The organism is Shinella sp. WSD5-1, assembly GCF_963942435.1.
Classification (GTDB): domain Bacteria; phylum Pseudomonadota; class Alphaproteobacteria; order Rhizobiales; family Rhizobiaceae; genus Shinella; species Shinella yambaruensis.
In genome coordinates, this window is the sequence record NZ_OZ012596.1 from 397,411 (window position 1) to 421,333 (window position 23,923).

Consider the following 23,923-nt stretch of genomic DNA (forward strand, 5'->3'; position numbering starts at 1 on the left):
TGCTCAGCGCGCCTGCGTAAACAGGATCTTCGCCGCGAAGACGGAGAAGACGCCGGCAAACGTATAGTCGATGCCGCGCAGCACCCTGGGGTTCTGCTGGAGCCAGGACGCCAGCTTGTCGGCGGCGAGGATCACCAGGATGTTCACGGGAATGCCGACGACGATGAAGAACAGGCCGAGGAAGATCAGCTTGCCGGTGACATCGGGATCGCCCGCGCTGATGAACTGCGGCAGGAAGGTCATGAAGAAGATGATGACCTTCGGATTGAGCAGGTTCACCCAGAAGCCGCTGGAAATATTGGCCAGCGCCGTGCCGCGCGGCCCCGCCGTCGCCTTGACGGAGAGGCTGGAGCCGTAGCGGATCGCCTGGATGGCCAGCCACAGGAGATAGGCGGCACCGCCGGTCTTCAGCATCAGGAAGGCGGTCGGCGAGGCCGTGATAAGGGCGGAGATGCCGAAGGCGACCAGCAGCGTGTGCACCACGATGCCGAGGCTGGTGCCGGCCACCACATAGAGCGCCGGCCCGCGCCCCTGCGAGAGCGCACGGCTGATCGACAGCGTCATGTCGGGGCCGGGCGTCATCGCGAGCAGCAGGCTCGCGGCCGTGAAGGCGAGAAGCGTCGGAAGCGTGGGCAGGAAGTCCATGGTGAAGCCCTGAAAGCCGGAGGAGGTGAGAAACCTCTAATCCGGCTTTCCGGAAAATGCCAATCAAAGTCTATGATCGGCTGTAACGGCGATCCTTTGTCACCCGCCCTCCGCCATGACGGCGTGCCTGGGCAAGGCTCCCGGCATCAGGCGCCTTCGACGAAGGCGCGGAACTTTTCGGCATAATCCTTGTGCCAGCGCGACAGCGGCGGACGGTTCTCGATGACGTCGCCGATCGCCCAGGCCATGCGACGCTCGTCGAGCGCGCGGGGGACATCGTTGTCCGGGCACAGGATGTAGAAATCGCCGCGCTCCAGGCTCTGCATCATGAAATCGACGGTCTGGGCCGGCGTCCAGGCGGCATCCGGCTTTTCCGTCCGCTCGCCCTTCGTCAGCTCGGTGAAGACGAAGCCGGGGATCAGGAGATGGGCCGAGAGCCGTGCCCCCGCCGTATTGCGCAATTCGTGCTGGAGCGCCTCGGTGAAGACCTTCACGCCGGCCTTGGAGACATTGTAGGCGGGGTTGCCGGGCGGCGTTGTGATGCCCTGCTTGGAGCCGGTGTTGATGATGAGGCCTGCTTCGCCATGGGCCAGCATGTTCGGCCCGAAGACCTGCGTGCCGTGGATGACGCCCATCAGGTTGACGGCGAGGATATGGTCCCAGCTCGCCTCGGCGCTGAAGATGGAGGTGTCCGGCTGGATGCCGGCATTGTTCATTAGCACATGCACGCGCCCGAAGCGTTGCAGCACGGCGCGCTCCAGCGCCTCCAGCTGATGCCGGTGCGCGACGTCCGTCTCCACGGCCATGACATTCGCCTCGCCGGCAATGGCCTCGAGTTCGGCGCGCGCCTCGCCCAGCCGGTCGGCGTTGAGATCGGCGATGGCGATGCACATGCCGGCCTCGGCGAAGCGCCGTGCTGCGGCAAGGCCGATGCCGGCCGCGCCGCCCGTGATGACGGCGACATTGGATTCCTTGATGATGTCTCGCATGTTCGTCATGGGATCATCCCCTTCAATGGTCCACTCAGGGGAATATGGGGCCTGCGCCGGCCGGGTCAAATCACCCTTGCGTCACGTCGCGTCGGCGCGCGCCCTTGCGTCACGCGCCAATCTCGCTAAAAGTGCCGCGATACCGGGCCTTCGCGGGTTTGCCGCGCCCCTTCATGCAACGGACCTCATCACCATGGCATCACATAAAGACGTGAAGAAAGTCGTGCTGGCCTATTCGGGCGGCCTCGACACCTCGATCATCCTGAAATGGCTCCAGACCGAACTCAACGCGGAAGTCGTGACCTTCACCGCCGATCTCGGCCAGGGCGAAGAGCTGGAGCCGGCGCGCAAGAAGGCCGAAATGCTCGGCATCAAGGAGATCTTCATCGAGGACGTGCGCGAGGAATTCGTGCGCGATTTCGTCTTCCCGATGTTCCGCGCCAATGCCGTCTACGAGGGCGTCTACCTGCTCGGCACCTCGATCGCCCGCCCGCTGATCTCCAAGCATCTCATCGAGATCGCCGCCAAGACCGGCGCCGACGCCATCGCGCACGGCGCGACCGGCAAGGGCAACGACCAGGTCCGCTTCGAGCTGTCCGCCTATGCGCTGAACCCCGACATCAAGATCATCGCGCCCTGGCGCGACTGGTCGTTCAAGAGCCGCACGCATCTCCTGGAATTCGCCGAGCAGCACCAGATCCCGGTCGCCAAGGACAAGAAGGGCGAAGCGCCGTTCTCGGTCGACGCGAACCTCCTGCACTCCTCCTCCGAGGGCAAGGTGCTGGAAGACCCGGCCGTCGAGGCCCCGGAATATGTGCATATGCGCACCATTTCCCCGGAATCCGCACCGGACAAGGCGACTATCATCAAGGTCGGCTTCGAGCGCGGCGATGCCGTCTCCATCAACGGCGTGCGCATGTCGCCGGCGACGCTCTTGGCGACGCTCAACAATTACGGCCGCGACAACGGCATCGGCCGCCTCGACCTCGTGGAAAACCGCTTCGTCGGCATGAAGTCGCGCGGCGTCTACGAGACGCCCGGCGGCACGATCCTGCTCGCCGCGCACCGCGCCATCGAGAGCATCACGCTCGACCGCGGCGCCGCGCATCTCAAGGACGAGCTGATGCCGCGCTACGCCGAACTGATCTACTACGGCTTCTGGTTCTCGCCGGAGCGCGAGATGCTGCAGGCGCTGATCGACAAGAGCCAGGAGCATGTCGAGGGCGAAGTGACGCTGAAGCTCTACAAGGGCAATGTCATGGTCATCGGCCGCGAATCGGACAAGTCGCTCTATTCCGACACGCTGGTCACCTTCGAGGACGACCAGGGCGCCTACGACCAGAAGGATGCCGCCGGCTTCATCAAGCTGAACGCGCTGCGCCTGCGTACGCTCGCCGCCCGCAAGCGCCGCGGCTGATCACCGGATCGCGACCAGAAAAGAGGCCCGCTGCCGTTCCCGGCAGCGGGCCTTTTCGTTTCCGGCAGGCGTTACTCTGCCGGCTCGGCGGCAAGCTGCGCATCGCGGCTGCAGATCGCGCGATACCAGGCGTAGGCAAGGATCCCCACCAGGCCCATGGCGGGAATGATGGTGCCGAAGGCGAAGAGCGGCATGCCGATGGCGGCGGCAAGCAGGCCCGCAAGAAAGCCGGCCCCCATCTGGATGAAGCCCATGGCCGCGGAAGCCGAACCGGCGATCTCGGGGAAGGGCTCCATGGCAGCCGTCATCATATAGGGCATGACGAAGGCGATGCCGAAGGCATAGATGCCGAAGGCATAGATGCCGACCGGCCCCATGACGCTGAGGAAGCTCGGCGTCAGCAGATGCGACGTGAGCGCGATCAAAATGCTGGCAAAGCCGATGAAGCAAAGGCCGGGCAGCACGATCCGGGCGGGCGCGACCGTGCGCAACAGAAGGCGCACGCAGACCGTGCCGGCGAAGAAGAAACCCGACTGCATGAGCATGCCGACGCCGAACTCCGTCGGCGTCAGGCCGACCGTGCCGATCAGGACGAAGGGCAGCATGGTCGCCTGGCCGTAGAGCGCCCCGACCGCGCCGGCCATGACGAGCGTGGCGGAAACGAAGCGGCGGCTCGTGGCAAGCGCTGCGTAACCCGCAATGATCGGGCCGATGCGTCCCTTCGCCGGATCCGGCACCGTGGTCTCCGCCATAAAGAAATAGACCGCGCCGCAGGCCGCCAGCGCAAAGCCCACCATCAGGAAGAAGATCGACTGCCAGCCGAACAGGCCGAGCGCGAAACCGCCGAGCGTCGGCGAGACGGCCGGGCCGACGGCGAGCATCATGCCGACCATGTTCATGATGCGGGCAGCCTCGGTGCCGGTGAACTGGTCGCGCACGATGGCGCGCGAGACGGTCATACCGACCGACGCGCCGATGCCCTGCACGAGACGGCCGGCCAGGAGCATGCCGACGCTCGGCGCGAAGGCCGCCATCAGGCTGCCGGCGAGATAGACGCTCATGAAGATCAGCGTGGTCTTCCGCCGGCCGAGCACGTCCGACATGGTGCCGGAGACGAGCTGCGACAGCGCGAAACCGGCGAAATAGAGCGAAAGCGTCAGCTTGATCGCCGATTCCGTCGAGGAGAAGGCGCGCACCAGCTCAGGCATGGCCGGCGTATAGAGCGCCATGGAAACGGGGCCGAGCGCGACGAGAAAGGCGGCGATGATGCTGGTGCGGCGCTCGCTCATGCGCGGCGTCGTCATCGACCGGCTTCCTTTGCCAGCGCGGGTTCGGCGCCGTCTTCCTCGAGGGCGCAGAGATTCGCGCGCAGCCGCTTCAGCCGGTCGCGCATCAGTTCCAGCTCCTCCGGGCCGATACCGCTCGTCACATGCTCCATCAGCTCGATCTGCTCGGTGCGGATACTGGCGATGAGAGCGCCCGCGGTCGGCGTGGTGAAGATCTGCTTGGCCCGGCGATCAGCCGGGTCGGGGCGGCGCTCGATGTAGCCGAGGCTCTGCAGGCGGTCGAGATAGGTCGAGAGCGTCATCGGCTCGATGCCCATGCGCTGGGCGATGTCGAGCTGGCGGCTGCCCTCCAGCGTGGCGATGCGCACGAGGGTGCGCGCCTCGCCCGGCGTGAGGCCGAGACCGGCGGTGGCGATGCGGCGCTCGAAGGCGCTGCGCAGCATGCGGGCAACGTCGATGAGGACGAAACCGAGGGCGTCGGGATCGGGTCGAGAGGACATGTTCGCTTTCTGGCTTATTGTAAGTGTAGCTTACTATGCATTGCCGGAAGGAACAACCGCCCAGCTACGGCCACAACGCATGGCTGCCTTGCGAAAAGGCAAATTTTGCCGGGCATCGCTCGGATGAAAACAACCGGAATGCTGAAAATTCAACAGGATAGCCAGAATCCTCGACCTGCTATTCGGCATCGTCATGGCTGCCCTGCTTCAAGCTCGGCACTCCTTCCCCGTAGCAGAAGGCAGGGAGAGGGGCGGTGGCAAGGCACGCATTCCCGGACAGCAGGGTCCTAACCATCCACCGCAGGGAAGCGGATCGTCACGCAGAGGCCCCGGCCGTCCGCACCGCTGTCCAGCACCATCGTCGCATCGAACAGGGCGGCGATTTCCTCCACGATGGGCAGGCCGAGGCCCATGCCCGGCGCATCGCGGTGCTCGCCGCGGGAGAAGCGCTGGCGCACGAGGCCGCGGCGCTCGGGCGGAATGCCGGGACCGTTATCCTCCACGCCGAGAAGCACGGCATCCGCGGCGCGGCGCACGCGAACCGTCACCTCCGCCCCGTTGCCGGCATAGGCGATGGCGTTTTCCAGGAGATTGCGCAGGAGCTCGCCAAAAAGCAGCGGCTCGGCGCGGGCGAAGGCAGGCCCCTCTCCCTCGAAGCCGAGATCGATGCCGGCCTCGGCGGCCGTGGGCACGCGGTCGGCGGTGAGCTGCTGGGCGAGCGCGGCGATATCGACCGGCGCCGTCTTCTGCGGCTCGTTGGAGCCGGCGGCATCGATCTTGGCCATCAGCAGGAGCTGGGCGAGGATGCGCTCGGCATGGGCGACGGCGGCATCACCCTTGCGGGCGGCCTCCTGCGCCTCCTCCAGCGTGCCGGCGCGGCTCGCCAGCGCGAGCTGGGTGCGGATGATGGCGAGCGGCGTGCGCAGCTGGTGGCTGGCATTGCCGGAAAAATGCCGGAGCGCGTCGAGCGCCGATTGCAGGCGCACCATGAAGGAGTTGACGGTATCGACGAGGCCCTGCACCTCGCTCGGCACGCGCTGCTCGATCGGGTGCAGGTCGTTCGGGCTGCGCTCGGCGATGGCGTCGCTAAGCCTGTAGAGCGGCCGGAGCGACACGGTGACGGCGATCCAGACGATGAGGGCGGCCCCCGCGATCATCATGGCAAGGCGCAGCGCCGACCGCAGCAGGATCGTCTGGGTCAGCTGGCGGCGGGCGATGGTGGTCTCGGCGACGGTGACGGCGAAGGGCACGGAATTGATGCCGGTCGACGCCGAACGCTGCAGCACCGCGATGCGGATCGGCTCGCCGCGGAAGGTCGCATCCGCAAAGCCCATCGGTTGGCCCGCCGTCTCCAGGATCGTCGGCAGGGTCTGGTAGCCGGTGATGAACTGGCCGGGCGGTCCGTCGACGCGGTAGAAGACCCGATCCTGCGCGGCCGAGGTCAGCATTTCCAAAGCGACATAGGGAATGTCCACCTCGAGCGTGCCGTTCTCCGTCACCACGACCCGCTCGGCGATCGCCAGCGCCGACCCGGCCAGCACCCGGTCGGAAACCTCGTTCGCCGTCTTGACGGCCTCGTGATAGGTATCGACGAGCGCGACCGTGCCGATCACCGCCGTCGAGACGAGCAGCCAGAGCAGCAGGCGGCGGCGCAGCGATGAGGCCGGAAGGAGCGTCAAGCGGCGGGCGCCTTGTCGAGATAGTAGCCGATGCCGCGCGCGGTGCGCACGGTCAGCCCATGCGGCGCCAGCCTCTTGCGGAGCCGGCTGACATATTGCTCGATGGCATTGGCCGAGAGGTCGTCGTCGAAGGCGGCGAGCGATTGCATGATCGCTTCCTTGGCGACCACCTTTCCGGCGCGCATGAAGAGGATTTCGAGCAGGCCGAGTTCACGGGCGGGAATGTCGAGCGGCGCGCCGTCGGCGGAAAAGCTGCGCGAGTTGAGATCGAGCACGACGCCGCCGAAGGTGATCGCCGCCGAACGCAGCCCCGCCTGCCGGCGCAGCAGCATGCGCACGCGCGCCTCGAATTCCGAGATGTCGAAGGGTTTTATCATGTAGTCGTCGGCGCCGAGGTCGAGGCCGCGCACCCGCTCCTCCGGCGCGCCGCGGGCGGTGAGGATCAGGACGGCGGCCTTGCTCCGGCGGGCCCGCATGGCGCGCAGCACGTCGAGGCCGTCCATCTCGGGCAGCGTGAGGTCGAGGATGACGAGATCGAAGCTCTCCGACGTGATGGCGGCATCGGCGGAGGCGCCGTCGCGCACCACGTCCACCGCATGGCCGGTGCCCTTCAGGATGGCGGAGAGGCCATCCGCCAGGGCTTCGTTGTCCTCGACCAGTAGAATGCGCACGTCGTTCGTCCTCCCGCCGTGAACTTAACGGCGGGCGGCGCACTTGTGAACGGCCTCGCGCTTTGGCAAGGTCGCCCCATGCGTCTTGTCCTCATGCTTCTCGCGCTCCTGGCGGCGCCCCTGCCCGCATTTTCCGAGCCGGCCTTCTTTCCGGCCCGCAACGGCGATGCGGATGCGCCGGTGCTCATCGTCTATTCCTCGCTGGACGAACCGCTCGCCCGGCCGATGATCGAGGGCTTCCAGCAGGCCAATCCCGATGTCGCGCTGCGCTATGACGAGATGCTGACCGGCGAGGTCTACGACCGCATCGTGCGCGAGACGGACGCGGGGGAGAAGACCGCCGATTTCGCCTTCTCCTCGGCGATGGACCTCCAGGTCAAGCTCAGCAATGACGGCTATGCCCAGCGCAGCGACCTGCCGATGAGCGACCGCTGGCCGGCCTGGGCCAACTGGCGCAACACCGCCTATGCGCTGACCTTCGAGCCCGCCGTCTTCGTCTACCACAAGCCGAGCTTCAAGGACGAAAAGCCGCCGGCCTCGCGCGCCGAGTTCGTCGACTACCTCAAGCGGCAGGGCGAGACGGTCTACGGCCGCATCGGCACCTACGACATCGAGCGCTCCGGCGTCGGCTTCCTCTTCATGGCGCGCGACCAGGAGCAGTTCGGCGACATCTGGACGGTGATCCAGGCCATGGGGGCTGCGGGTGTGAAGCTCTATTCCACCAGCTCGGCCATCCTGGAGCGCGTCGCCGACGGACGCTTCGTGCTCGGCTACAACATCCTCGGCTCCTATGCGGCGGACTGGGCCTCGCGCCATCCCGATGTCGGCATCGTGCTGCCGAAGGACTATACCGTCGTCATGTCGCGCATCGGCCTCGTGCCGCAGGCCGCCGCCTCCCCCGAGCTCGGCCGGCGCTACCTTGCCTTCTTCATGTCGAAGGAGGGCCAGACGATCATGGCCCGCGAACTGCAGATCGCCGCCGTCAGCCCCGAAGTGTCGGGCACCAACACGGCGCGCACGATGAGCGCGCTGCTCGGCGCGCAGCTCAAGCCCGTACCGGTGAGCCCGGGCCTGATGGTCTATCTCGACCAGGTGAAGCGGGCCCGGCTGATCGCCCGCTGGAACGAGGTTCTGCGCACGCAGTAGCGCGAAGCGCGACCGTGCGGCAGCGCAATGTCAGGTAGATGTCAGCTTCCTGTGATGCCTTTGGGCTCTTCATCGTCCGTGGAGGCGGACGGAAGACCGGGAGGAGAATTCTGCCGAGATCGCGCCCGCGGACAGCCGTTCGCGCCGCCACCGGCCGCCCATCCTCCCGCCAGAGGCAACGATGCGCGCAAAGCCGCGCCTGACGGAGGATACACTCTTGAAACACTTCTTCCTGGCATCCCTCATCGCCGGCGCCATGGCGCTTCCGGCGCTTGCCGCCGATTACACGATCATCGCCCCGGCCGGCCCGGGCGGCGGCTGGGACCAGACGGCCCGTTCGCTGCAGACCGTCCTGCAGGACGAGAAGATCTCCGGCAGCGTGCAGGTGGTGAACGTTCCGGGCGCCGGCGGCACAATCGGCCTTGCCCAGTTCGCCAGCCAGAACAGCGGCAACCCGAACGCCCTCATCGTCGGCGGTTACGTCATGGTCGGCGCGATCCTCACCAACCAGTCGCCGGTGACGCTCAACGACGTGACGCCGATCGCCCGCCTCACCGGCGAATATGAAGCGATCGTCGTTCCGGCCGCCTCGCCGATCCAGACCATGGACGACCTCGTGACGGCCCTGAAGGCCGATCCCGGCGCGGTTTCCTGGGCCGGCGGCTCGGCCGGCGGCACGGACCACATCACGGCCGGCCTGATTGCCAAGGCCGCCGGCGTCGATCCGACCAAGATCAACTACGTCGCCTATTCCGGCGGCGGCGAGGCGCTTGCCGCCATTCTCGGCAACCAGGTGACGGCCGGCATTTCCGGCTACGGCGAGTTCGAGGCCCAGGTGAAGGCCGGCACGCTGCGCCTGATCGCCATCTCCAGCGCCGAGCGCATGGACGGCATCGACGCCCCGACCATCAAGGAAGGCGGCCTCGACGTCGTCGTCGAGAACTGGCGCATGGTCGCCGCGGCACCCGGCCTTTCGGCCGAGCAGGTAACCGCGATCAACGCCGATATCGAGAAGGCGGCGAATTCCGACGCCTGGAAGGACATCCTGAAGACCAAGGGCTGGCAGAACACCTATCTGGCCGGCGACGCCTTCAAGAAACAGCTCGGCAAGGACATCGCCGCGACGGAAAGCATCCTCAAGGACATCGGGCTCGTCAAATGAGCAGGGTCTCCTCCAACGAAAGGCGCCGCCCCGACCGGGCGGCGCTGGTCATCGCCCCCGTCCTCTTCGCCATCGCCGCCTTGATCTGGTGGGATGCCGGGCGCCTTGCGGAGATGAGCAACTATTCCCGCATCGGCCCCGCCACCGTGCCGCATGTCGTTGCCATCGGCCTTGCCCTGCTCGCCGTCTGGACGGGCTTCGAAGCCTGGCGCGGCGACTTTCCGGAGCGCGAGCCGATCGAGGTCAAGCCGGTCGTCTTCATCGTGGCGGGCCTTGCCGGACAGATGCTGCTGCTCAAGACCGCGGGCTTCTCGATTGCGACGGGCGTGCTCTTCGCCCTGACCGCCTTCGGCTTCGGCCGGCGCAAGCTGTGGATCTCGCTGCCGATCGGCATCGCCTTCAGCTTCGTCGTCTACATCATCTTCGGCCGCTTCCTGCAACTCTCGCTGCCCGCCGGGCCGCTGGAACACCTGTTCTTCTGAGGAGCTGACGATGGGTACATTCGAATTCCTGCTGCAGGGCGTCACCATCGCCGCCCAGCCGATGAACCTGCTCTATGCGCTGATCGGCGTGACGCTCGGCACCGCCGTCGGCGTTCTGCCCGGCATCGGCCCGGCCCTCACCGTGGCGCTCCTGCTGCCCGTCACCTACAAGCTCGATCCGGCCGGCTCCCTCATCATGTTCGCCGGCATCTACTATGGCGGCATGTATGGCGGCTCGACGACCTCGATCCTGCTCAACACGCCGGGCGAAAGCGCCTCCGTCGTCACCGCGCTCGAGGGCAACAAGATGGCCCGTGCCGGCCGCGGCGGTCCCGCGCTCGCAACGGCGGCGATCGGCTCCTTCGTCGCCGGGCTCATTGCCACGCTCTGTCTCGCCTTCATCGCGCCCTTCGTGGTCAAGTTCGCGCTCTCCTTCGGCCCGCGGGAATATTTCGCGCTGATGGTGCTCGCCTTCGTCACCGTCTCGGCCGCCTTCGGCGATTCGACGCTGCGCGGCCTAACCGCCCTCTTCATCGGCCTTGGGCTTGCCGTCATCGGCATCGACCAGCAGACCGGCCAGGCGCGGCTTTCCTTCGGCATTCCGGACCTGCTCGACGGCATCGAGGTGACGACGCTCGCCGTCGCCATGTTCGCCATCGGCGAGACGCTCTACGTCGCCAGCCAGGGCGACCGCATCCCCGACAAGGTCGAGGCGGTGAAGGGCTCGGTCTGGATGAGCGCGCAGGACTGGGCCCGCTCGTGGAAACCGTGGCTGCGCGGCACCTTCATCGGCTTCCCGATCGGCGCCATGCCGGCCGGCGGCGCCGATATCGCCAGCTTCCTCTCCTATTCGACGGAAAAGCAGTTCTCCAGCCACAAGGACGAGTTCGGCAAGGGCGCCATCGAAGGCGTCGCCGGCCCGGAAGCGGCGAACAATGCGTCGGCCGCCGGCACGCTCGTGCCGCTGCTCTCGCTCGGCCTGCCGACCACGGCGACGGCAGCGATCATGCTCGCCGGCTTCCAGCAATACGGCCTGCAACCCGGCCCGCTCCTGTTCGCGACCAATCCGCAGCTCGTCTGGGGCCTCATCGCCAGCCTGCTCATCGCCAATTTCATGCTGCTGGTCTTGAACCTGCCGCTGATCGGCCTCTGGGTGAAGCTGCTGACGATCCCCAAACCCTGGCTCTATGCCGGCATCCTGCTCTTCGCGACGCTCGGCACGATCGGCGCCAACCCGTCGGTCTTCGAGCTCGGCATGCTGCTCGCCTTCGGCCTGCTCGGCTTTGCCATGCGCATCTTCGGCTATCCGATCGCGCCCGTCGTCGTCGGCCTCATCCTCGGGCCGATGGCGGAGCAGCAGCTGCGCCGGGCGCTGGCGATCAGCCAGGGCGACGTCTCCGCGCTCTTCCTGTCGCCGATCGCCGCCGTGCTCTTCGTGCTGGCCATCCTCGCCGTCGTCGTGCCGCTCATCCTGCGCGCCCGCGGCAAGGGCGAAGTGCTCTCGCAGTTCGCGGCCAACGAAGACTGAGCCTTACCGACGGTCCCTCCCGAGACCGAACAGGACGCAGGCCGGAAACACCCGTTTCCGGCCTGCGTCCGTTGCATGGCTGGGCTGAGATTCCGTCGCTTGTCCTTTGAGGCCCGAGACATCATCTTCTACTCGTAAGCTAAAACAGAAAGCGAGCAATCCAATGACCACCCTCCGCAACTCCTTCGCCCAGGGCTTCTTCGGCCGGGCCTTCGCCGTACTGAGCGCTGCCAATGCAGCCGCCGCGGCTGTCGAAGGGCACCGCCGCCCGAAGGAACGCGACCTGAGAACGCTCGGCATCAACCCTGCCGACTTTCCGCGCGTCTGACGCCGTAGAAAGAATTCCTTGAACGAAAAGGCCCGCTGGTCGCAAGACCGGCGGGCCTTCTGTATTCGGGGCCTCGTCTTCTTCTAGAGCATTTCCAGCCGAAGCGAACTCGCTTCGGCGTCGGATAAAACGGTAAAGACGAGGAAGCCGGCCGTCGGAACGGCCGGCCGATGGTGCCTCAGGCGCGTTCGCCGAGTTGGGCCGCCACACGGTCGGAGCCGTGCAGGTCGCCATGGCTTTCCCGCGCGCGTTCCCGCTTGTTGTAGCGGATCGACGACCAGAGCGAGATGCCGATCAGCGTCGCGCCGCCAAGGCCGGTAATGACTTCCGGGATGTGCACCAGCGTCTGGCAATACATGACCACCGAGAGGATCAGGATCGCGTAGAACGCGCCGTGCTCCAGGTAGCGGTATTCGGCAAGCGTGCCCTTGTCGACGAGCATGATCGTCATCGAGCGCACATACATGGCGCCGATGCCGAGGCCGATCGCGATGACGAAGAGGTTCTGCGTCAGCGCGAAGGCGCCGATGACGCCGTCGAAGGAGAAGCTGGCATCGAGCACTTCCAGGTAGATGAAGGCGCCGAGGCCGCCCTTGGCCGCTTCCGACATCGCCTTCTGCGAGGCATCGAGCAGGCCGCCGACGACTTCCACCGCAAGGAAGGTCAGGAGGCCGTAGATGGCGGAGAAGACGAAGGTATTGGCCTCCTCGCCCTCGAGCAGGTTCGAGAAGACCAGGATCAGGAGCAGCACGAAGGCGATCTCGATGCCCTTGACGGTGGCCGAGCGAGCCATGTGCTTCTCGATGAAGCCGATCCAGTGCACGTCCTTCTCATGGTTGAAGAAGTAGGTGAGGCCGACCATCATCAGGAAGGTGCCGCCGAAGGCGGCGATCGGCAGATGCGCCTCGTTCATGATGCGGGCATATTCCGCCGGCTCGCGGGCCGCCAGCATGATCGCCTCGAACGGGCCGATGCGCGCCGCGATCACCACGATCAGCAGCGGGAAGACGATGCGCATGCCGAAGACGGCGATAATGATGCCCCAGGTCAGGAAGCGGTGCTGCCACACCGGCGTCATGTCCTTGAGCTTGTTCGCGTTGACGATGGCGTTGTCGAAGGAGAGCGAGATCTCCAGCACCGCAAGCACGGCGCAGATGAAGAAGATCGTCGCCATGCCGGAGAGCGTTCCGGTCGTCTGCCAGCCGAGCCAGGCGCCGAGCACCAGGCCGATGGCGGTGAAGATGAATGCCCACTTCAGGTAGGAAAGGGTGGATTTGCCTTCGCCGTTACCGATCATGACAGCACCTCCTGGGTGGAAGCCACGGTGTTGCGGAAAAGGGAACAACGCATACCGGAAAGGGCATGCGGGTCAGGCATTGTCAGGATTTTCATGTTTTTGAATCCGCCGGCTCGATTGCTGGCGGTACCGACATCACGAGAGCGCCGTAAAACTCTCGCCAGAGGGGCCCGGCACCTAAGTTCACCGCGGCTACCGATGTCCAAGGCCGCGGTTATCCGGTGTTTTCACCGAAGTTGCCGTCCGCGTCAAGGGGCGGGGTGCCGCTTGGCCTACAAATGCCGCAGGCCGCGCGCCGGTTCCGTATTTTAAAGCCGCCACCCTGTACCAACCCCCTTCTCCATTCCTATATTCGCCGCACGGTGATTTGCCAGAAAGGACCAGACCCCCATGACCGAAACGCGCATCGATCCCGCCCTCGTCGAGTGGACCGGCCTCAACGGCCTGCCGTGTTTCGATCTCGTGAAGGATGACGCCTTCGCGGACGGGTTTGCCGCCGCGCTCGCCGCGCACGAGGCGGAGATCGACGCCATCGCCGGCAATCCGGAGCCCGCGACCTTCGACAACACGATCGTCGCGCTCGAAACTGCCGGCGACGAACTTTCCCGCGTCTCCGCGCTCTTCTGGAGCCGGGCCGGCGCCAACACCAACGACACGATCCAGGCCCTGGAGCGCGACATCGCGCCCAAGATGGCGCGGCACTATTCGAAGATCGGCACCAATGCGGCGCTCTTCGCCCGCATCGACGCGCTCTGGGAGGGCCGCGAGGCGCTGAACCTCTCGCTGGAACAGACCCGCGTGCTGGAGCGGCACTGGAAGGGGTTCGTCAAGTCCGGTGCCAGGCTGGCCAAGCCGGAGCAGGACCGCCTCGCCGCGATCAACGAGACGCTGGCCGGGCTCGGCGCGAAATTCGGCCAGAACGTGCTGGCCGACGAGAAGAACTGGGCGCTCCTGCTCGACGAGGGCGATGCGCTTAACGGCCTGCCGGACTTCCTGAAGGACGCCATGGCCGCCGCGGCCCGCGAACGCGGAGAGAACGGCCGCTTTGCCGTCACGCTGTCGCGCTCGATTATCGAGCCCTTCCTCACCTTCTCCGCCCGCCGGGACCTGCGCGAACAGGCCTTTCGCGCCTGGGTGGCACGCGGCGAGAACGATGGTGAAACGGACAATCGCGGCATCGTCAGGGAAACGCTGGCGCTGCGCGCCGAAAAGGCCGGCCTGCTCGGCTATACGAATTTCGCCGCGCTGAAACTCGACAACACCATGGCCAAGACGCCGGAGGCGGTGAACGGCCTTCTCATGCAGGTCTGGGAAAAGGCCGTGGCGCGGGCGCGCGAGGAAGAGGCGGAGCTCGCCGCCCTCGCCGCGGAGGAAGGCCACAACCACGCGGTCATGCCCTGGGACTGGCGCTATTACGCCGAAAAGCTGCGCGCGAAGAAGTTCAGCTTCTCAGAGGCGGAGCTGAAACCCTATCTGCAACTGGAAAAGATCATCGACGCCTGCTTCGACGTCGCCGGGCGGCTGTTCGGCATCCGCGCCGTCGAGAAGACCGGCGTGCCGGTCTATCACCCCGATGTCCGCGTCTTCGAGATTCGCGACCGCGACGACCGGCTCGTCGCCATGTTCCTCGGCGACTACTTCGCCCGCGCCTCCAAGCGCTCGGGCGCGTGGATGAGCGCCTACCAGAGCCAGCACCGCCTGCCGCTCAAGAACGGATCGGTCGGCGAACTGCCGATCATCTACAATGTCTGCAACTTCGCCAAGCCTGCCGAAGGCAAGCCGGCGCTGCTTTCGCTCGACGATGCGCGCACGCTCTTCCATGAATTCGGCCATGCCCTGCACGGCATGCTCTCCGACGTCACCTATCCCTCGGTCTCGGGCACCGGCGTCGCGCGCGATTTCGTCGAACTGCCTTCGCAGCTTTACGAGCACTGGCTGACCGTGCCGGAGATCCTGACGCGCTATGCGGTGCACTACCAGACCGGCGAGGCGATGCCCAAAACGCTGCTCGACAAGGTGCTCGCCGCCCGCACCTTCAATTCCGGTTTTGCGACGGTGGAGTTCACGTCCTCCGCCCTGGTCGACATGGCCTTCCACACGCGCGGCGCCGTCGAGGACCCGATGGCGGTGCAGCAGCAGGTGCTGGAGGCGATCGGCCTGCCGGCATCCATCGTCATGCGCCACGCCACGCCGCATTTCCAGCACGTCTTCTCCGGCGACGGCTATTCGGCGGGCTACTATTCCTACATGTGGTCGGAAGTGCTCGACGCCGACGCCTTCGCCGCCTTCACCGAGACGGGCGATGCCTTCGACCCGGCCATGGCCGCGCGGCTGAAGACCTATATCTACGCCGTCGGCGGCTCGGTCGATCCGGAAGACGCCTACAAGGCCTTCCGCGGCAAGCTGCCGAGCCCGGAAGCGATGTTGGAAAAGAAGGGGCTCGCCGCCTGAGGGCCATTCCGGCCTGGCTCCATGGCCCGGCCGGCGGCCTGTCTCAGCCGGCCTGCGCCGGCGTGCCGAGCGCCTTTTCGATGGCAGGATAGAGCCCGTCCTCGAGGCTCCTGTCGTCGAAGGGGCCAACCTTCTTGTAGAGGATCGTGCCGTCCGGCCCGACGAGGTAGGATTCCGGGATGCCGTAGACGCCCCAGTCGATCGCCATCTTGCCGACAGGGTCGAGGCCGATGGCGGAGAAGGGATTGCCGAGCTCGCCGAGGAAGCGCAACGCGTTCTCGCTGCCGTCCTTGTAGTTGACGCCGACGACATTGAGACGCGGGTCCCTGGACAACGCCAGGATGACCGGATGCTCCTGCCGGCAGGGCACGCACCAGGACGCCCAGAAATTGACGAGCGTCAGCTTGCCCTTGCCGCTCTCGGCCGTCAGCGCCGGCACCTGCGCGCCGTCCTTCATCGCCCCCACCAGCGGCTCGAGATCGCGGTAGGGCGCCTTGGTGCCGATCAGCGCGGAGGGGATTTCGGACGTGTTGCGGTTGGGGTCGGTCAGCATGGCAAAGAAGATCGCCGCCATGCCCGCGAAGATCGCCAGGGGAAGCGCCGCAAGGGCGAGGCGCGTGCGCTTTCCGCCGCTCTGCGCATCGCCGTCGGTGCTGCTCATGGTTTTTCCCCGCCGCGCGCCGAACGGCGGCGGATGCCCGCCGCTTCGAGCTGCGCCAGCTCGCGGTGGCGCGCGCGGTGGTCCAGCCAGACCCAGAGGACGAGGCCCGCTACGACGGCGAAGGCGGCGACATAGGACGCCGTGACATAGAAGGCATGGCTCATGCCGCATCTCCCGAACGGCCGGCGGACCGGGCGGCATGCCGGCGCAGCACGGCGATGCGCCGGCGCAGGATCTCGTTGCGCATGGCAAGGACGTGCAGCGTGAAGAACAGGAGCGTGAAGGCGACCGCCATCACGAGGAGCGGCCAGAGGAATTCCGGGTCGATGGTCGGCCCGTCGAGCCGCACGACGCTGGCCGGCTGGTGCAGCGTGTTCCACCATTCGACGGAGAACTTGATGATCGGGATGTTGACGAAGCCGACGAGGATCAGCACGGCGCTGACCTTGGCCGCCCGCGTCGGGTCGTCCATGGCGCGGTTGAGCGCGATCAGGCCGAGATACATCAGGAACAGCACGAAGACGGAGGTGAGCCGCGCATCCCACACCCACCAGGTGCCCCACATCGGCTTGCCCCAGAGCGAGCCGGTGATGAGCGCGACGAGCGTGAAGCAGGCGCCGATCGGCGCGGCCGCCTTGGCGGAGACGTCGGCGAGCGGATGGCGCCAGACGAGCGTGCCGAGCGCCGAAAGCGCCATGACCGTGTAGCACATCATGGAAAGCCAGGCCGCCGGCACATGCACATACATGATGCGCACCGTCTCGCCCTGCTGGTAGTCGCCGAGCGTCGTGAAGGATAAATAGAGCCCCGCGGCGAAAAGACAGAGCGTCAGCCCGGCAAGATAGGGCCAGACGATCGCGACCAGCGCCAGGAACCGGGTCGGGTTGGCGAGGTCGCTGAATTTGCGGATGGCAAGGCTCGGTTCGCTCATGATGGTTCTTTAACGCGGAAGCCCCCCGGCTTCAATTGATCTGCCGCAATCACATTCCCGTCAATTCGTCGCGTCAGTCGCTCGAAAGCCGAAGCGCCGCCGCCGCCGCCACTGGCCCGATGACGGCGAAGAACAGGTTGAGCGCGACGAGGACGAGGAAGGGCGGCAGGAAGGGCGCCGGATCCTCGATCGCCGCATGGACTGCGCTGACGCCGAAGATCAGCACGGGAATGGCGAGCGGCAGAACGAGGATCGACACGAGCAGGCCGCCACGCGGCAGCGCCACGGCAATGCCCGCCCCCGCCGCCCCGATGAAGGTGAGCGCCGGCGTGCCGGCAAGCAGCGTCAGCGTCGTCGCCCCGATCACAACCTCGTCCATGTTCATGAACAGCCCGAGCAGCGGCGAGGCGACGACGAGCGGCAGGCCGGTCGCGATCCAGTGCGCCAGGCACTTGACGAACACGGTCAGCACCAGCGGTGTCTCCTGCATCAGGAGAAGGTCGAGCGATCCGTCCTCGCGCTCGGCCTGGAACAGCCGGTCGAGCCCGAGCAGCGCGGCCAGCAGCGCGCCGATCCAAAGGATCGCCGGGCCGATGCGCGAGAGCAGGTTGAGGTCGGGCCCGACGCCGAAGGGGATGACCGCGACGACCGTCATGAAGAACAGGACGCCGATCAGCGCGCCGCCGCCGGCACGCACGGAGAGTCTGATATCGCGCAGGAGCAGGGACATCATGCCCAGCTCCCCGCATCGACCAGCGCGAACCCGGTCATCTGCAATTCCCGCGCCCCCGTCAGCCCGAGCGGCTGGTGCGTCGCGGCAATAGCGAGGCCGCCGCGGGCAAGATGCGCCATGACGAGGCCGGAAAACATCTCCTCGGCGGCAATGTCGAGCGCCGCCGTCGGCTCGTCGAGGATCCAGACCGGCCGCCAGGCGACGAGCAGCTTGGCCATCGCCATGCGGCGCTGCTGGCCCGCCGAGAGGTAGCCGAACGGCAGGTGGGCGATGCCGCCGAGGCCGACGGCCTCCACCGCCGCATCGACCGCCATGCCCTGTCCGCCGGCAAAGTCGCCGAAGAAGGCCTTCCAGAAGGCGAGATTCTCCTCCACCGTCAGCTCGCGCTTCATCGCATTGCGGTGGCCGAGATAATGCGCGGCCTCGCCGACACGCTCGACCGGGTGCGCTGCAGCAAGAAGTTTCGCCGTTCCCGATTCGGCAGGCAGAAGGCCCGCGAGCACCCGCAGCAGCGTGGACTTGCCGGAGCCGTTCGGCCCCTTGACGACGAGCGCCTCGCCGTCGGCGATTTCGAAGGAAATATCTTGGAAAATCAGGTCCTCGCCGCGCTTGGCACTCAATCCTTCGGCGACGAGCCGCATGATGTTTCACTTTCCCTTACGACCTTGGTCGCAACGCAAAAAATTGTCCGATTGCCGGCCGGCACTCTGGAACGTTTCTTAGAAATTATCTATAACGCGGTCGCCACGCCAGCGGTCGGCGTGAATTTGATGTTCAGCGCCGAACACGGGGAGAGATTTCCGGGTACGGACAGCGGAAATGGCCGCACCCGCATCCCACAGGCGCTTTGGCGCGAGGGCGTTCGTACGTCAGTTTCTGGCGACCAGACGGAACGGGGTATAACGTGTCCAGATCCCTAGACAGTTTCCATTGTCGTTCGACCTTGACGGTGAACGGCACCGACTATGTGTATTACAGCCTGCCGAAGGCCGAGGCGAACGGGCTTGCCGGGGTCTCGAAGCTGCCCTATTCGATGAAGGTGCTGCTGGAGAACCTGTTGCGCTTCGAGGACGGCCGCTCGGTGACGAAGGAGCACATCCTGTCGGTCGCCGAATGGCTTTCCAACAAGGGCACGGTCGAGAACGAGATCGCCTACCGCCCGGCGCGCGTCCTGATGCAGGATTTTACCGGCGTTCCGGCGGTGGTGGACCTTGCGGCGATGCGCGATGCGATGGTCTCGCTCGGCGGCGATCCGGAGAAGATCAACCCGCTGGTGCCGGTCGACCTCGTCATCGACCATTCGGTCATCGTCGACGAGTTCGGCACGCCGACCGCCTTTGCCCGCAACGTGGAGCTGGAATACGAGCGCAACGGCGAGCGCTACCGCTTCCTCAAATGGGGCCAGCAGGCGTTCAAGAACTTCCGCGTCGTTCCGCCCGGCACGGGCATCTGTCATCAGGTCAATCTGGAATATCTGGGCCAGACGGTTTGGACCAAGGACGAAGACGGCGAGATCATCGCCTACCCGGATACGTGCGTGGGCACGGACAGCCACACGACGATGATCAACGGCCTCGGCGTGCTCGGCTGGGGCGTCGGCGGCATCGAGGCGGAGGCGGCCATGCTCGGCCAGCCGGTCTCCATGCTGCTGCCCGAGGTGATCGGCTTCAAGCTGACGGGCAAATTGAAGGAAGGCGTGACGGCGACCGACCTGGTGCTGATGGTCGTGCAGATGCTGCGCAAGAAGGGCGTGGTGTCGAAGTTCGTCGAGTTCTTCGGCCCCGGCCTTGACAACATGACGCTGGCCGACCGCGCGACGATCGGCAATATGGGCCCGGAATACGGCGCGACCTGCGGCTTCTTCCCGGTCGATGCCGAGACGGTCAACTACCTCACCATGTCGGGTCGCGAAGAACAGCGCATCGCGCTGGTCGAGGCCTATTCGAAGGCTCAAGGGATGTGGCGTGACGGCGACGGCTCCGACCTCGTCTTCACCGACACGCTGGAGCTGGACCTAGGCGACGTGGTTCCGGCCATGGCCGGCCCGAAGCGCCCCGAGGGCCGCATCCCGCTGGAGAACATCGCCTCGGGCTTTGCGAGCGCGATGGAGGCCGACTACAAGAAGCCGGGCCAGCTTGAGAACCGCTATCCGGTCGAGGGCACGGACTACGATCTCGGCCATGGCGACGTGGCGATCGCCGCCATCACGTCCTGCACCAACACGTCGAACCCGTCGGTGCTGATCGCCGCCGGGCTTCTCGCCCGCAACGCGGTCGCCAGGGGCCTGAAGACCAAGCCGTGGGTGAAGACGTCGCTTGCGCCGGGATCGCAGGTGGTCGGCGAATACCTTGCCAAGTCCGGCCTGCAGGCCGATCTCGACGCGCTCGGCTTCAACCTCGTCGGCTTCGGCTGCACGACCTGCATCGGCAATTCCGGCCCGCTGCCGGCGCCGATCTCCAGGACGATCAACGACAAGGGGCTGATCGCCGCGGGCGTCCTGTCGGGCAACCGCAACTTCGAGGGCCGCATCTCGCCGGACGTGCAGGCGAACTACCTCGCCTCCCCGCCGCTCGTCGTGGCTTACGCGCTGGCCGGCTCCGTGCAGAAGGACCTGACGAGCGAGCCGCTCGGCGAGGACAAGGACGGCAAGCCGGTCTACCTCAAGGACATCTGGCCCTCCTCCAAGGAGATCCAGGCCTTCATCATGAAGTATGTCACGCGCGAGCTCTACGCCACGAAATATGCCGACGTGTTCAAGGGCGACGCCAACTGGCAGGACGTGCAGGTGCCGGCGGGCCAGACCTATGCCTGGGACGACCAGTCGACCTATGTGCAGAACCCGCCCTACTTCGTCGGCATGGGCAGGACCGGCTCGGGCCTTTCCGACATCAAGGGCGCGCGGGTGCTGGGCCTGTTCGGCGACAAGATCACCACCGACCACATCTCGCCGGCCGGCTCGATCAAGGCGGCCTCGCCGGCCGGTGCCTACCTGATCGGCCATGGCGTCGGCGTCGCCGACTTCAACCAGTACGGCACGCGGCGCGGCAACCATGAGGTGATGATGCGCGGCACCTTCGCCAATATCCGCATCCGCAACCACATGCTCGGGCCGAACGGCAAGGAGGGCGGCTACACGATCCACTATCCCTCCAAGGAGGAGATGTCGATCTACGACGCGGCGATGAAGTACAAGGAGGAGGGCGTTCCGCTCGTCATCTTCGCGGGCGTCGAATACGGCAACGGCTCCTCGCGCGACTGGGCGGCCAAGGGCACCAACCTTCTCGGCGTCAAGGCCGTGATCGCCCAGTCCTTCGAGCGCATCCACCGCTCCAACCTCGTTGGCATGGGCGTCGTGCCCTTCGTCTTCGAGGACGGCACGACCTGGGCGTCCCTCGACCTCAAGGGCGACGAGACCGTCACCATCGAGGGCCTGGAAGGCGACATCAAGCCGCGCGAGAAGAAGATCGCCAGGATCACCTATGCCGACGGAACCGTCAGGGACGTCCCACTCCTCTGCCGCATCGACACCCTCGACGAGGTCACATACATGAACAACGGCGGCATCCTACAAACCGTCCTCAGAGACCTCGCTGCCTGAGCGGTTTCAGTGCCCACCCACCGCCGTCATCCTCGGGCTTGACCCGAGGATCCATGCGGCACCTGCGGCTGTAGATGGTCGGGTCGAGCCCGACCATGACGGAGGGGAGGTTGGTGGACGTGATCAACAGTCCAATGCCGGGGTTGCAAACCCCGGCATTGCTATTTTCCAGAGCATTTTTCTCAGCTATGAAGCTCACTCCATCGTGACTTCCTGTTGAAGCGGCAAGCGCGTATGACGGGCTCAAAAGGCCGGTATTTGCCGGCGCTCCACTGGAATTGATCATGCCGAGACCGCACATACCGCATTGTCTGGCGATCCTGCTGATGCTGGGGGCCGGCATCGACGCCGCCCATGCCGGGGAGACCGTTCGGCCCAAGGGCGTGGTCGAGCTTTTCACCAGCCAGGGCTGTTCGTCCTGTCCGCCCGCCGACAAGGCGCTGGAGACGCTGGCACGCGAGGGCGAGGTCGTCGCGCTTTCCTACCACGTCGACTACTGGAACTATCTCGGCTGGGCCGACACGCTCGCCTCCAAGGACAATACCGACCGGCAATATGCCTATGCCCGCATGTTCGGCCGCAACGGCGTCTACACGCCGCAGGCCGTGTTGAACGGCCGCGAGCACTTGAACGGCGCCGACATCGCCGGCATCCGTTCGCGGATCAGCGCCATGCCCGGCGAGAGGAAGGGCCTCGAAGTACCGGTCGATGTCGAGGTGAAGAACGATGAATTGCGCATCCGCGTCGGCCCTGGCGAAGGCAAGGCCAATATCGTCATCGCCTATTTCGAGCGCGAGCGTACGATCAACATCGACAAGGGCGAGAACCGCGGCAAGACCGTGAACTACTGGCACGCCGTCACCGACATGGAGACGATCGGCATGTGGGAGGGCAAGGAGACCAACCTGGTGCTGCCTGCCGACATGCTGAAGAAGAAAAAGAAGTCCGGCGGCTGCGCCGTGCTGCTCCAGCGCATGCGCACGGCCGATACGCCCGGCGCCATCCTGGGCGCGACGGTGCTGACGGGCCACAAGGCCCCGCGGTAGGATAGCGGCACCCCGTGCAGCGCCTGCGGCGGCCTTGCGGAAACAGCATGGAGAAAACGAACACCCTGGGACGCGCGAGCGTTCCGGGGGAGGTCCGGTCCGGCTTCTTCGAGGGGCTTGGGGCTTGAGGGTTCGAAGAAAGACGGACCGGACCTGGACGAAGTCGCCGGCAACGGAATACAAGGCGACCTCGACAGACGCTTCCCGTACCGGCCGCTTCCCGCACAAGGCAGCGGGCCGGCACGAGCTGCGACCGGCGAACTCTCTCCTGTAATTTGGGCGTCTGTTTGTCTGAATTGCGGCGAGACGGATTTTTGCGAGAACGCCCGCGCCGACCATCCGCCTTGCATTTCGACACCGCTCAGGCACACTGTCATCGAGCCGTCATGGACGAAGCGCGGAGATTCGATGACCGACCAGCCGGATTTGCAGGCTTCCAACGTCGTGGTCGACCTGCTGGATTACCGAAACAGCAAGGATCCGCTGCCGGTAACCTTCCATCGACGCGAGCTCGACGCAATCCTCTGGGTCTATGGCCGCATGGTCGGCGAAGGGGAATGGCGCGACTACGCCATCGACCACCTGCGCGACAGGGCGGTGTTCTCCGTCTTCAAGCGTTCCGGCGAAATGCCGCTCTACCGAATCGAGAAGAACCCGAAGCTTGCCGCCAAGCAGGGCGCCTATAGCGTGATCAACACGCACGGCACCATCCTGAAGCGCGGCCACGAGCTGAAACAGGTGCTGAAGGTCTTCGACAAGGTGCTCCGTCTCGTCGAGACGTGAACCCTTAAACCATCGTTCCCGGAAAATCCGTGGCGGACGGCTCGGTTTCCGCGCCCTCGCCGAGCGCGCGCTGCATGAAGACCGTATCGAGCCAGCGCCCGTGCTTGAAACCGGTCGCCGTCATGTGGCCGCTATGCGCGAAGCCCGCCGCGCTGTGCACGGCGATGGAGGCCGGATGCGCCCCGCCGATGACGGCCACCATCTGCCGGAAGCCGAGCGCCGTGCAGCGGCGGATGAGTTCGGCCAGCAGCGCCCTGCCGACGCCCTTGCCGCGTGCTTCCGGCGCCAGATAGACCGAATCCTCGACCAGCCAGCGATAGGCCGGCCGCGTGCGGAAGGCCGACGCATAGGCGTAGCCGAGGATGAGGCCGGTCTGCTCCACCGCGACGATATAGGGATAGCCCTTGCCGGTGATCGCCTTGAAGCGCGCCTCCATCTCGTCGAGCGACGGCGGGTCGATCTCGTAGCTCGCCACCCCGTTCAGCACGGATTCGCGGTAGATTTCGGTGAAGGCGGAGATGTCGCCGAGGGCGGCGGTGCGGATGATGAAGCTCATGGAAGCCTCAGGGTCTCGAAGGTGATTTCAGGAA

Annotated in this window: 23 protein-coding genes; 10 read left to right on the forward strand and 13 right to left on the reverse strand. The window is 65.9% G+C overall.

The genetic code is table 11. From position 1 onward, the window contains the following. Positions 1-3: 3 nt before the first annotated feature. Together AABQ55_RS01885 and AABQ55_RS01890 are read right to left on the reverse strand one after the other, a co-directional pair. A complete protein-coding gene (locus tag AABQ55_RS01885; RefSeq protein ID WP_244769168.1) occupies positions 4-645 on the reverse strand; it encodes a LysE family translocator in 642 nt (213 codons plus the stop codon). Positions 646-791: 146 nt separating this feature from the next. Next, complete coding sequence (locus AABQ55_RS01890) at positions 792-1,643, reverse strand: SDR family NAD(P)-dependent oxidoreductase (RefSeq protein WP_272807063.1); 852 nt, start codon at positions 1,641-1,643, stop codon at positions 792-794. Between the two features lie 184 nt (positions 1,644-1,827). Here AABQ55_RS01890 and AABQ55_RS01895 point away from each other — a divergent pair, with 184 nt between their 5' ends. Beyond that, positions 1,828-3,051: an argininosuccinate synthase gene (locus AABQ55_RS01895; RefSeq protein WP_244769166.1), complete on the forward strand. Its 1,224-nt coding sequence runs from the start codon at positions 1,828-1,830 to the stop codon at positions 3,049-3,051. 71 nt (positions 3,052-3,122) lie between these two features. On the opposite strand, the gene AABQ55_RS01900 is transcribed toward AABQ55_RS01895, so the two are convergent. The 4 genes from AABQ55_RS01900 to AABQ55_RS01915 form a co-directional block, all read right to left on the reverse strand. Then, positions 3,123-4,355: a multidrug effflux MFS transporter gene (locus AABQ55_RS01900; RefSeq protein ID WP_272807064.1), complete on the reverse strand. Its 1,233-nt coding sequence runs from the start codon at positions 4,353-4,355 to the stop codon at positions 3,123-3,125. Further along, on the reverse strand, positions 4,352-4,837 hold the full coding sequence (locus AABQ55_RS01905) for a MarR family winged helix-turn-helix transcriptional regulator (protein WP_272807065.1): 486 nt from the start codon (positions 4,835-4,837) through the stop codon (positions 4,352-4,354). The genes AABQ55_RS01900 and AABQ55_RS01905 overlap by 4 nt, the downstream gene beginning before the upstream one ends. 287 nt (positions 4,838-5,124) lie before the next feature. After that, positions 5,125-6,516 (reverse strand): sensor histidine kinase, encoded by a 1,392-nt coding sequence (locus tag AABQ55_RS01910; RefSeq protein WP_272807066.1) that lies wholly within the window; start codon positions 6,514-6,516, stop codon positions 5,125-5,127. Then, positions 6,513-7,187, reverse strand: a complete 675-nt coding sequence (locus AABQ55_RS01915) for a response regulator (RefSeq protein WP_244769162.1) — start codon at positions 7,185-7,187, stop codon at positions 6,513-6,515. The genes AABQ55_RS01910 and AABQ55_RS01915 overlap by 4 nt, the downstream gene beginning before the upstream one ends. 93 nt (positions 7,188-7,280) lie before the next feature. Between AABQ55_RS01915 and AABQ55_RS01920 the strand changes: the two genes are divergently transcribed. From AABQ55_RS01920 to AABQ55_RS01940, 5 genes are all read left to right on the forward strand, one after another. Continuing rightward, the gene (locus tag AABQ55_RS01920) at positions 7,281-8,333 is read left to right on the forward strand and encodes an ABC transporter substrate-binding protein (RefSeq protein ID WP_244769417.1); all 1,053 of its coding nucleotides are present in this window, start codon (positions 7,281-7,283) and stop codon (positions 8,331-8,333) included. 217 nt (positions 8,334-8,550) lie between these two features. Next, on the forward strand, positions 8,551-9,495 hold the full coding sequence (locus AABQ55_RS01925; RefSeq protein ID WP_272807067.1) for a Bug family tripartite tricarboxylate transporter substrate binding protein: 945 nt from the start codon (positions 8,551-8,553) through the stop codon (positions 9,493-9,495). Next, positions 9,492-9,977 (forward strand): tripartite tricarboxylate transporter TctB family protein, encoded by a 486-nt coding sequence (locus AABQ55_RS01930; protein ID WP_272807068.1) that lies wholly within the window; start codon positions 9,492-9,494, stop codon positions 9,975-9,977. Before AABQ55_RS01925 ends, AABQ55_RS01930 begins: the two co-directional genes overlap by 4 nt. 10 nt (positions 9,978-9,987) lie before the next feature. Next, on the forward strand, positions 9,988-11,505 hold the full coding sequence (locus AABQ55_RS01935; protein WP_244769159.1) for a tripartite tricarboxylate transporter permease: 1,518 nt from the start codon (positions 9,988-9,990) through the stop codon (positions 11,503-11,505). A gap of 163 nt (positions 11,506-11,668) precedes the next feature. Beyond that, on the forward strand, positions 11,669-11,833 hold the full coding sequence (locus AABQ55_RS01940) for a hypothetical protein (RefSeq protein ID WP_024270181.1): 165 nt from the start codon (positions 11,669-11,671) through the stop codon (positions 11,831-11,833). A 178-nt stretch (positions 11,834-12,011) separates the two neighbouring features. Here AABQ55_RS01940 and AABQ55_RS01945 read toward each other — a convergent pair whose 3' ends face one another. Then, positions 12,012-13,130, reverse strand: a complete 1,119-nt coding sequence (locus tag AABQ55_RS01945) for a DUF475 domain-containing protein (protein ID WP_272807069.1) — start codon at positions 13,128-13,130, stop codon at positions 12,012-12,014. Positions 13,131-13,520: 390 nt separating this feature from the next. Between AABQ55_RS01945 and AABQ55_RS01950 the strand changes: the two genes are divergently transcribed. Beyond that, positions 13,521-15,581 carry a M3 family metallopeptidase gene (locus tag AABQ55_RS01950; protein ID WP_272807070.1) on the forward strand — a complete coding sequence of 687 codons (2,061 nt, stop codon included), beginning with the start codon at positions 13,521-13,523 and terminating at the stop codon, positions 15,579-15,581. A gap of 43 nt (positions 15,582-15,624) precedes the next feature. Here AABQ55_RS01950 and AABQ55_RS01955 read toward each other — a convergent pair whose 3' ends face one another. The 5 genes from AABQ55_RS01955 to ccmA all read right to left on the reverse strand — a co-directional run bounded on the left by AABQ55_RS01955 (position 15,625) and on the right by ccmA (position 18,547). Then, positions 15,625-16,242, reverse strand: coding sequence for a DsbE family thiol:disulfide interchange protein (locus tag AABQ55_RS01955; protein ID WP_272807071.1), 618 nt, complete (start codon positions 16,240-16,242; stop codon positions 15,625-15,627). After that, complete coding sequence (gene ccmD / locus AABQ55_RS01960) at positions 16,239-16,406, reverse strand: heme exporter protein CcmD (RefSeq protein WP_272807072.1); 168 nt, start codon at positions 16,404-16,406, stop codon at positions 16,239-16,241. Before ccmD ends, AABQ55_RS01955 begins: the two co-directional genes overlap by 4 nt. Further along, positions 16,403-17,173, reverse strand: a complete 771-nt coding sequence (locus tag AABQ55_RS01965; protein ID WP_272807073.1) for a heme ABC transporter permease — start codon at positions 17,171-17,173, stop codon at positions 16,403-16,405. Before AABQ55_RS01965 ends, ccmD begins: the two co-directional genes overlap by 4 nt. Positions 17,174-17,246: 73 nt before the next feature. Next, positions 17,247-17,906 carry a heme exporter protein CcmB gene (ccmB, locus tag AABQ55_RS01970; RefSeq protein ID WP_272807074.1) on the reverse strand — a complete coding sequence of 220 codons (660 nt, stop codon included), beginning with the start codon at positions 17,904-17,906 and terminating at the stop codon, positions 17,247-17,249. Continuing rightward, complete coding sequence (gene ccmA, locus AABQ55_RS01975) at positions 17,903-18,547, reverse strand: heme ABC exporter ATP-binding protein CcmA (protein WP_272807075.1); 645 nt, start codon at positions 18,545-18,547, stop codon at positions 17,903-17,905. The genes ccmB and ccmA overlap by 4 nt, the downstream gene beginning before the upstream one ends. 263 nt (positions 18,548-18,810) lie before the next feature. Here ccmA and acnA point away from each other — a divergent pair, with 263 nt between their 5' ends. The 3 genes from acnA to AABQ55_RS01990 all read left to right on the forward strand — a co-directional run bounded on the left by acnA (position 18,811) and on the right by AABQ55_RS01990 (position 23,333). Next, positions 18,811-21,504, forward strand: coding sequence for an aconitate hydratase AcnA (gene acnA / locus AABQ55_RS01980; RefSeq protein WP_272807076.1), 2,694 nt, complete (start codon positions 18,811-18,813; stop codon positions 21,502-21,504). 326 nt (positions 21,505-21,830) lie between these two features. After that, positions 21,831-22,550: a DUF1223 domain-containing protein gene (locus AABQ55_RS01985; protein WP_272807532.1), complete on the forward strand. Its 720-nt coding sequence runs from the start codon at positions 21,831-21,833 to the stop codon at positions 22,548-22,550. A gap of 408 nt (positions 22,551-22,958) precedes the next feature. Then, the gene (locus tag AABQ55_RS01990; protein ID WP_245083202.1) at positions 22,959-23,333 is read left to right on the forward strand and encodes a DUF2794 domain-containing protein; all 375 of its coding nucleotides are present in this window, start codon (positions 22,959-22,961) and stop codon (positions 23,331-23,333) included. Between the two features lie 4 nt (positions 23,334-23,337). On the opposite strand, the gene AABQ55_RS01995 is transcribed toward AABQ55_RS01990, so the two are convergent. Then, positions 23,338-23,889, reverse strand: a complete 552-nt coding sequence (locus tag AABQ55_RS01995) for a GNAT family N-acetyltransferase (RefSeq protein WP_245083205.1) — start codon at positions 23,887-23,889, stop codon at positions 23,338-23,340. Positions 23,890-23,923: the final 34 nt, after the last annotated feature.

Excerpts from the sequence above, each read along its gene's own strand:
- AABQ55_RS01885 (WP_244769168.1), bottom strand. The coding sequence starts at position 645 with ATGGACTTCCTGCCCACGCTTCCGACGCTTCTCGCCTTCACGGCCGCG.
- AABQ55_RS01890 (WP_272807063.1), bottom strand. The coding sequence starts at position 1,643 with ATGACGAACATGCGAGACATCATCAAGGAATCCAATGTCGCCGTCATC.
- AABQ55_RS01895 (WP_244769166.1), top strand. The coding sequence starts at position 1,828 with ATGGCATCACATAAAGACGTGAAGAAAGTCGTGCTGGCCTATTCGGGC.
- AABQ55_RS01900 (WP_272807064.1), bottom strand. The coding sequence starts at position 4,355 with ATGACGACGCCGCGCATGAGCGAGCGCCGCACCAGCATCATCGCCGCC.
- AABQ55_RS01905 (WP_272807065.1), bottom strand. The coding sequence starts at position 4,837 with ATGTCCTCTCGACCCGATCCCGACGCCCTCGGTTTCGTCCTCATCGAC.
- AABQ55_RS01920 (WP_244769417.1), top strand. The coding sequence starts at position 7,281 with ATGCTTCTCGCGCTCCTGGCGGCGCCCCTGCCCGCATTTTCCGAGCCG.
- AABQ55_RS01930 (WP_272807068.1), top strand. The coding sequence starts at position 9,492 with ATGAGCAGGGTCTCCTCCAACGAAAGGCGCCGCCCCGACCGGGCGGCG.
- AABQ55_RS01935 (WP_244769159.1), top strand. The coding sequence starts at position 9,988 with ATGGGTACATTCGAATTCCTGCTGCAGGGCGTCACCATCGCCGCCCAG.
- AABQ55_RS01940 (WP_024270181.1), top strand. The coding sequence starts at position 11,669 with ATGACCACCCTCCGCAACTCCTTCGCCCAGGGCTTCTTCGGCCGGGCC.
- AABQ55_RS01945 (WP_272807069.1), bottom strand. The coding sequence starts at position 13,130 with ATGATCGGTAACGGCGAAGGCAAATCCACCCTTTCCTACCTGAAGTGG.
- AABQ55_RS01950 (WP_272807070.1), top strand. The coding sequence starts at position 13,521 with ATGACCGAAACGCGCATCGATCCCGCCCTCGTCGAGTGGACCGGCCTC.
- AABQ55_RS01955 (WP_272807071.1), bottom strand. The coding sequence starts at position 16,242 with ATGAGCAGCACCGACGGCGATGCGCAGAGCGGCGGAAAGCGCACGCGC.
- ccmD (WP_272807072.1), bottom strand. The coding sequence starts at position 16,406 with ATGAGCCATGCCTTCTATGTCACGGCGTCCTATGTCGCCGCCTTCGCC.
- AABQ55_RS01965 (WP_272807073.1), bottom strand. The coding sequence starts at position 17,173 with ATGAGCGAACCGAGCCTTGCCATCCGCAAATTCAGCGACCTCGCCAAC.
- ccmB (WP_272807074.1), bottom strand. The coding sequence starts at position 17,906 with ATGATGTCCCTGCTCCTGCGCGATATCAGACTCTCCGTGCGTGCCGGC.
- ccmA (WP_272807075.1), bottom strand. The coding sequence starts at position 18,547 with ATGCGGCTCGTCGCCGAAGGATTGAGTGCCAAGCGCGGCGAGGACCTG.
- AABQ55_RS01985 (WP_272807532.1), top strand. The coding sequence starts at position 21,831 with ATGCTGGGGGCCGGCATCGACGCCGCCCATGCCGGGGAGACCGTTCGG.
- AABQ55_RS01990 (WP_245083202.1), top strand. The coding sequence starts at position 22,959 with ATGACCGACCAGCCGGATTTGCAGGCTTCCAACGTCGTGGTCGACCTG.
- AABQ55_RS01995 (WP_245083205.1), bottom strand. The coding sequence starts at position 23,889 with ATGAGCTTCATCATCCGCACCGCCGCCCTCGGCGACATCTCCGCCTTC.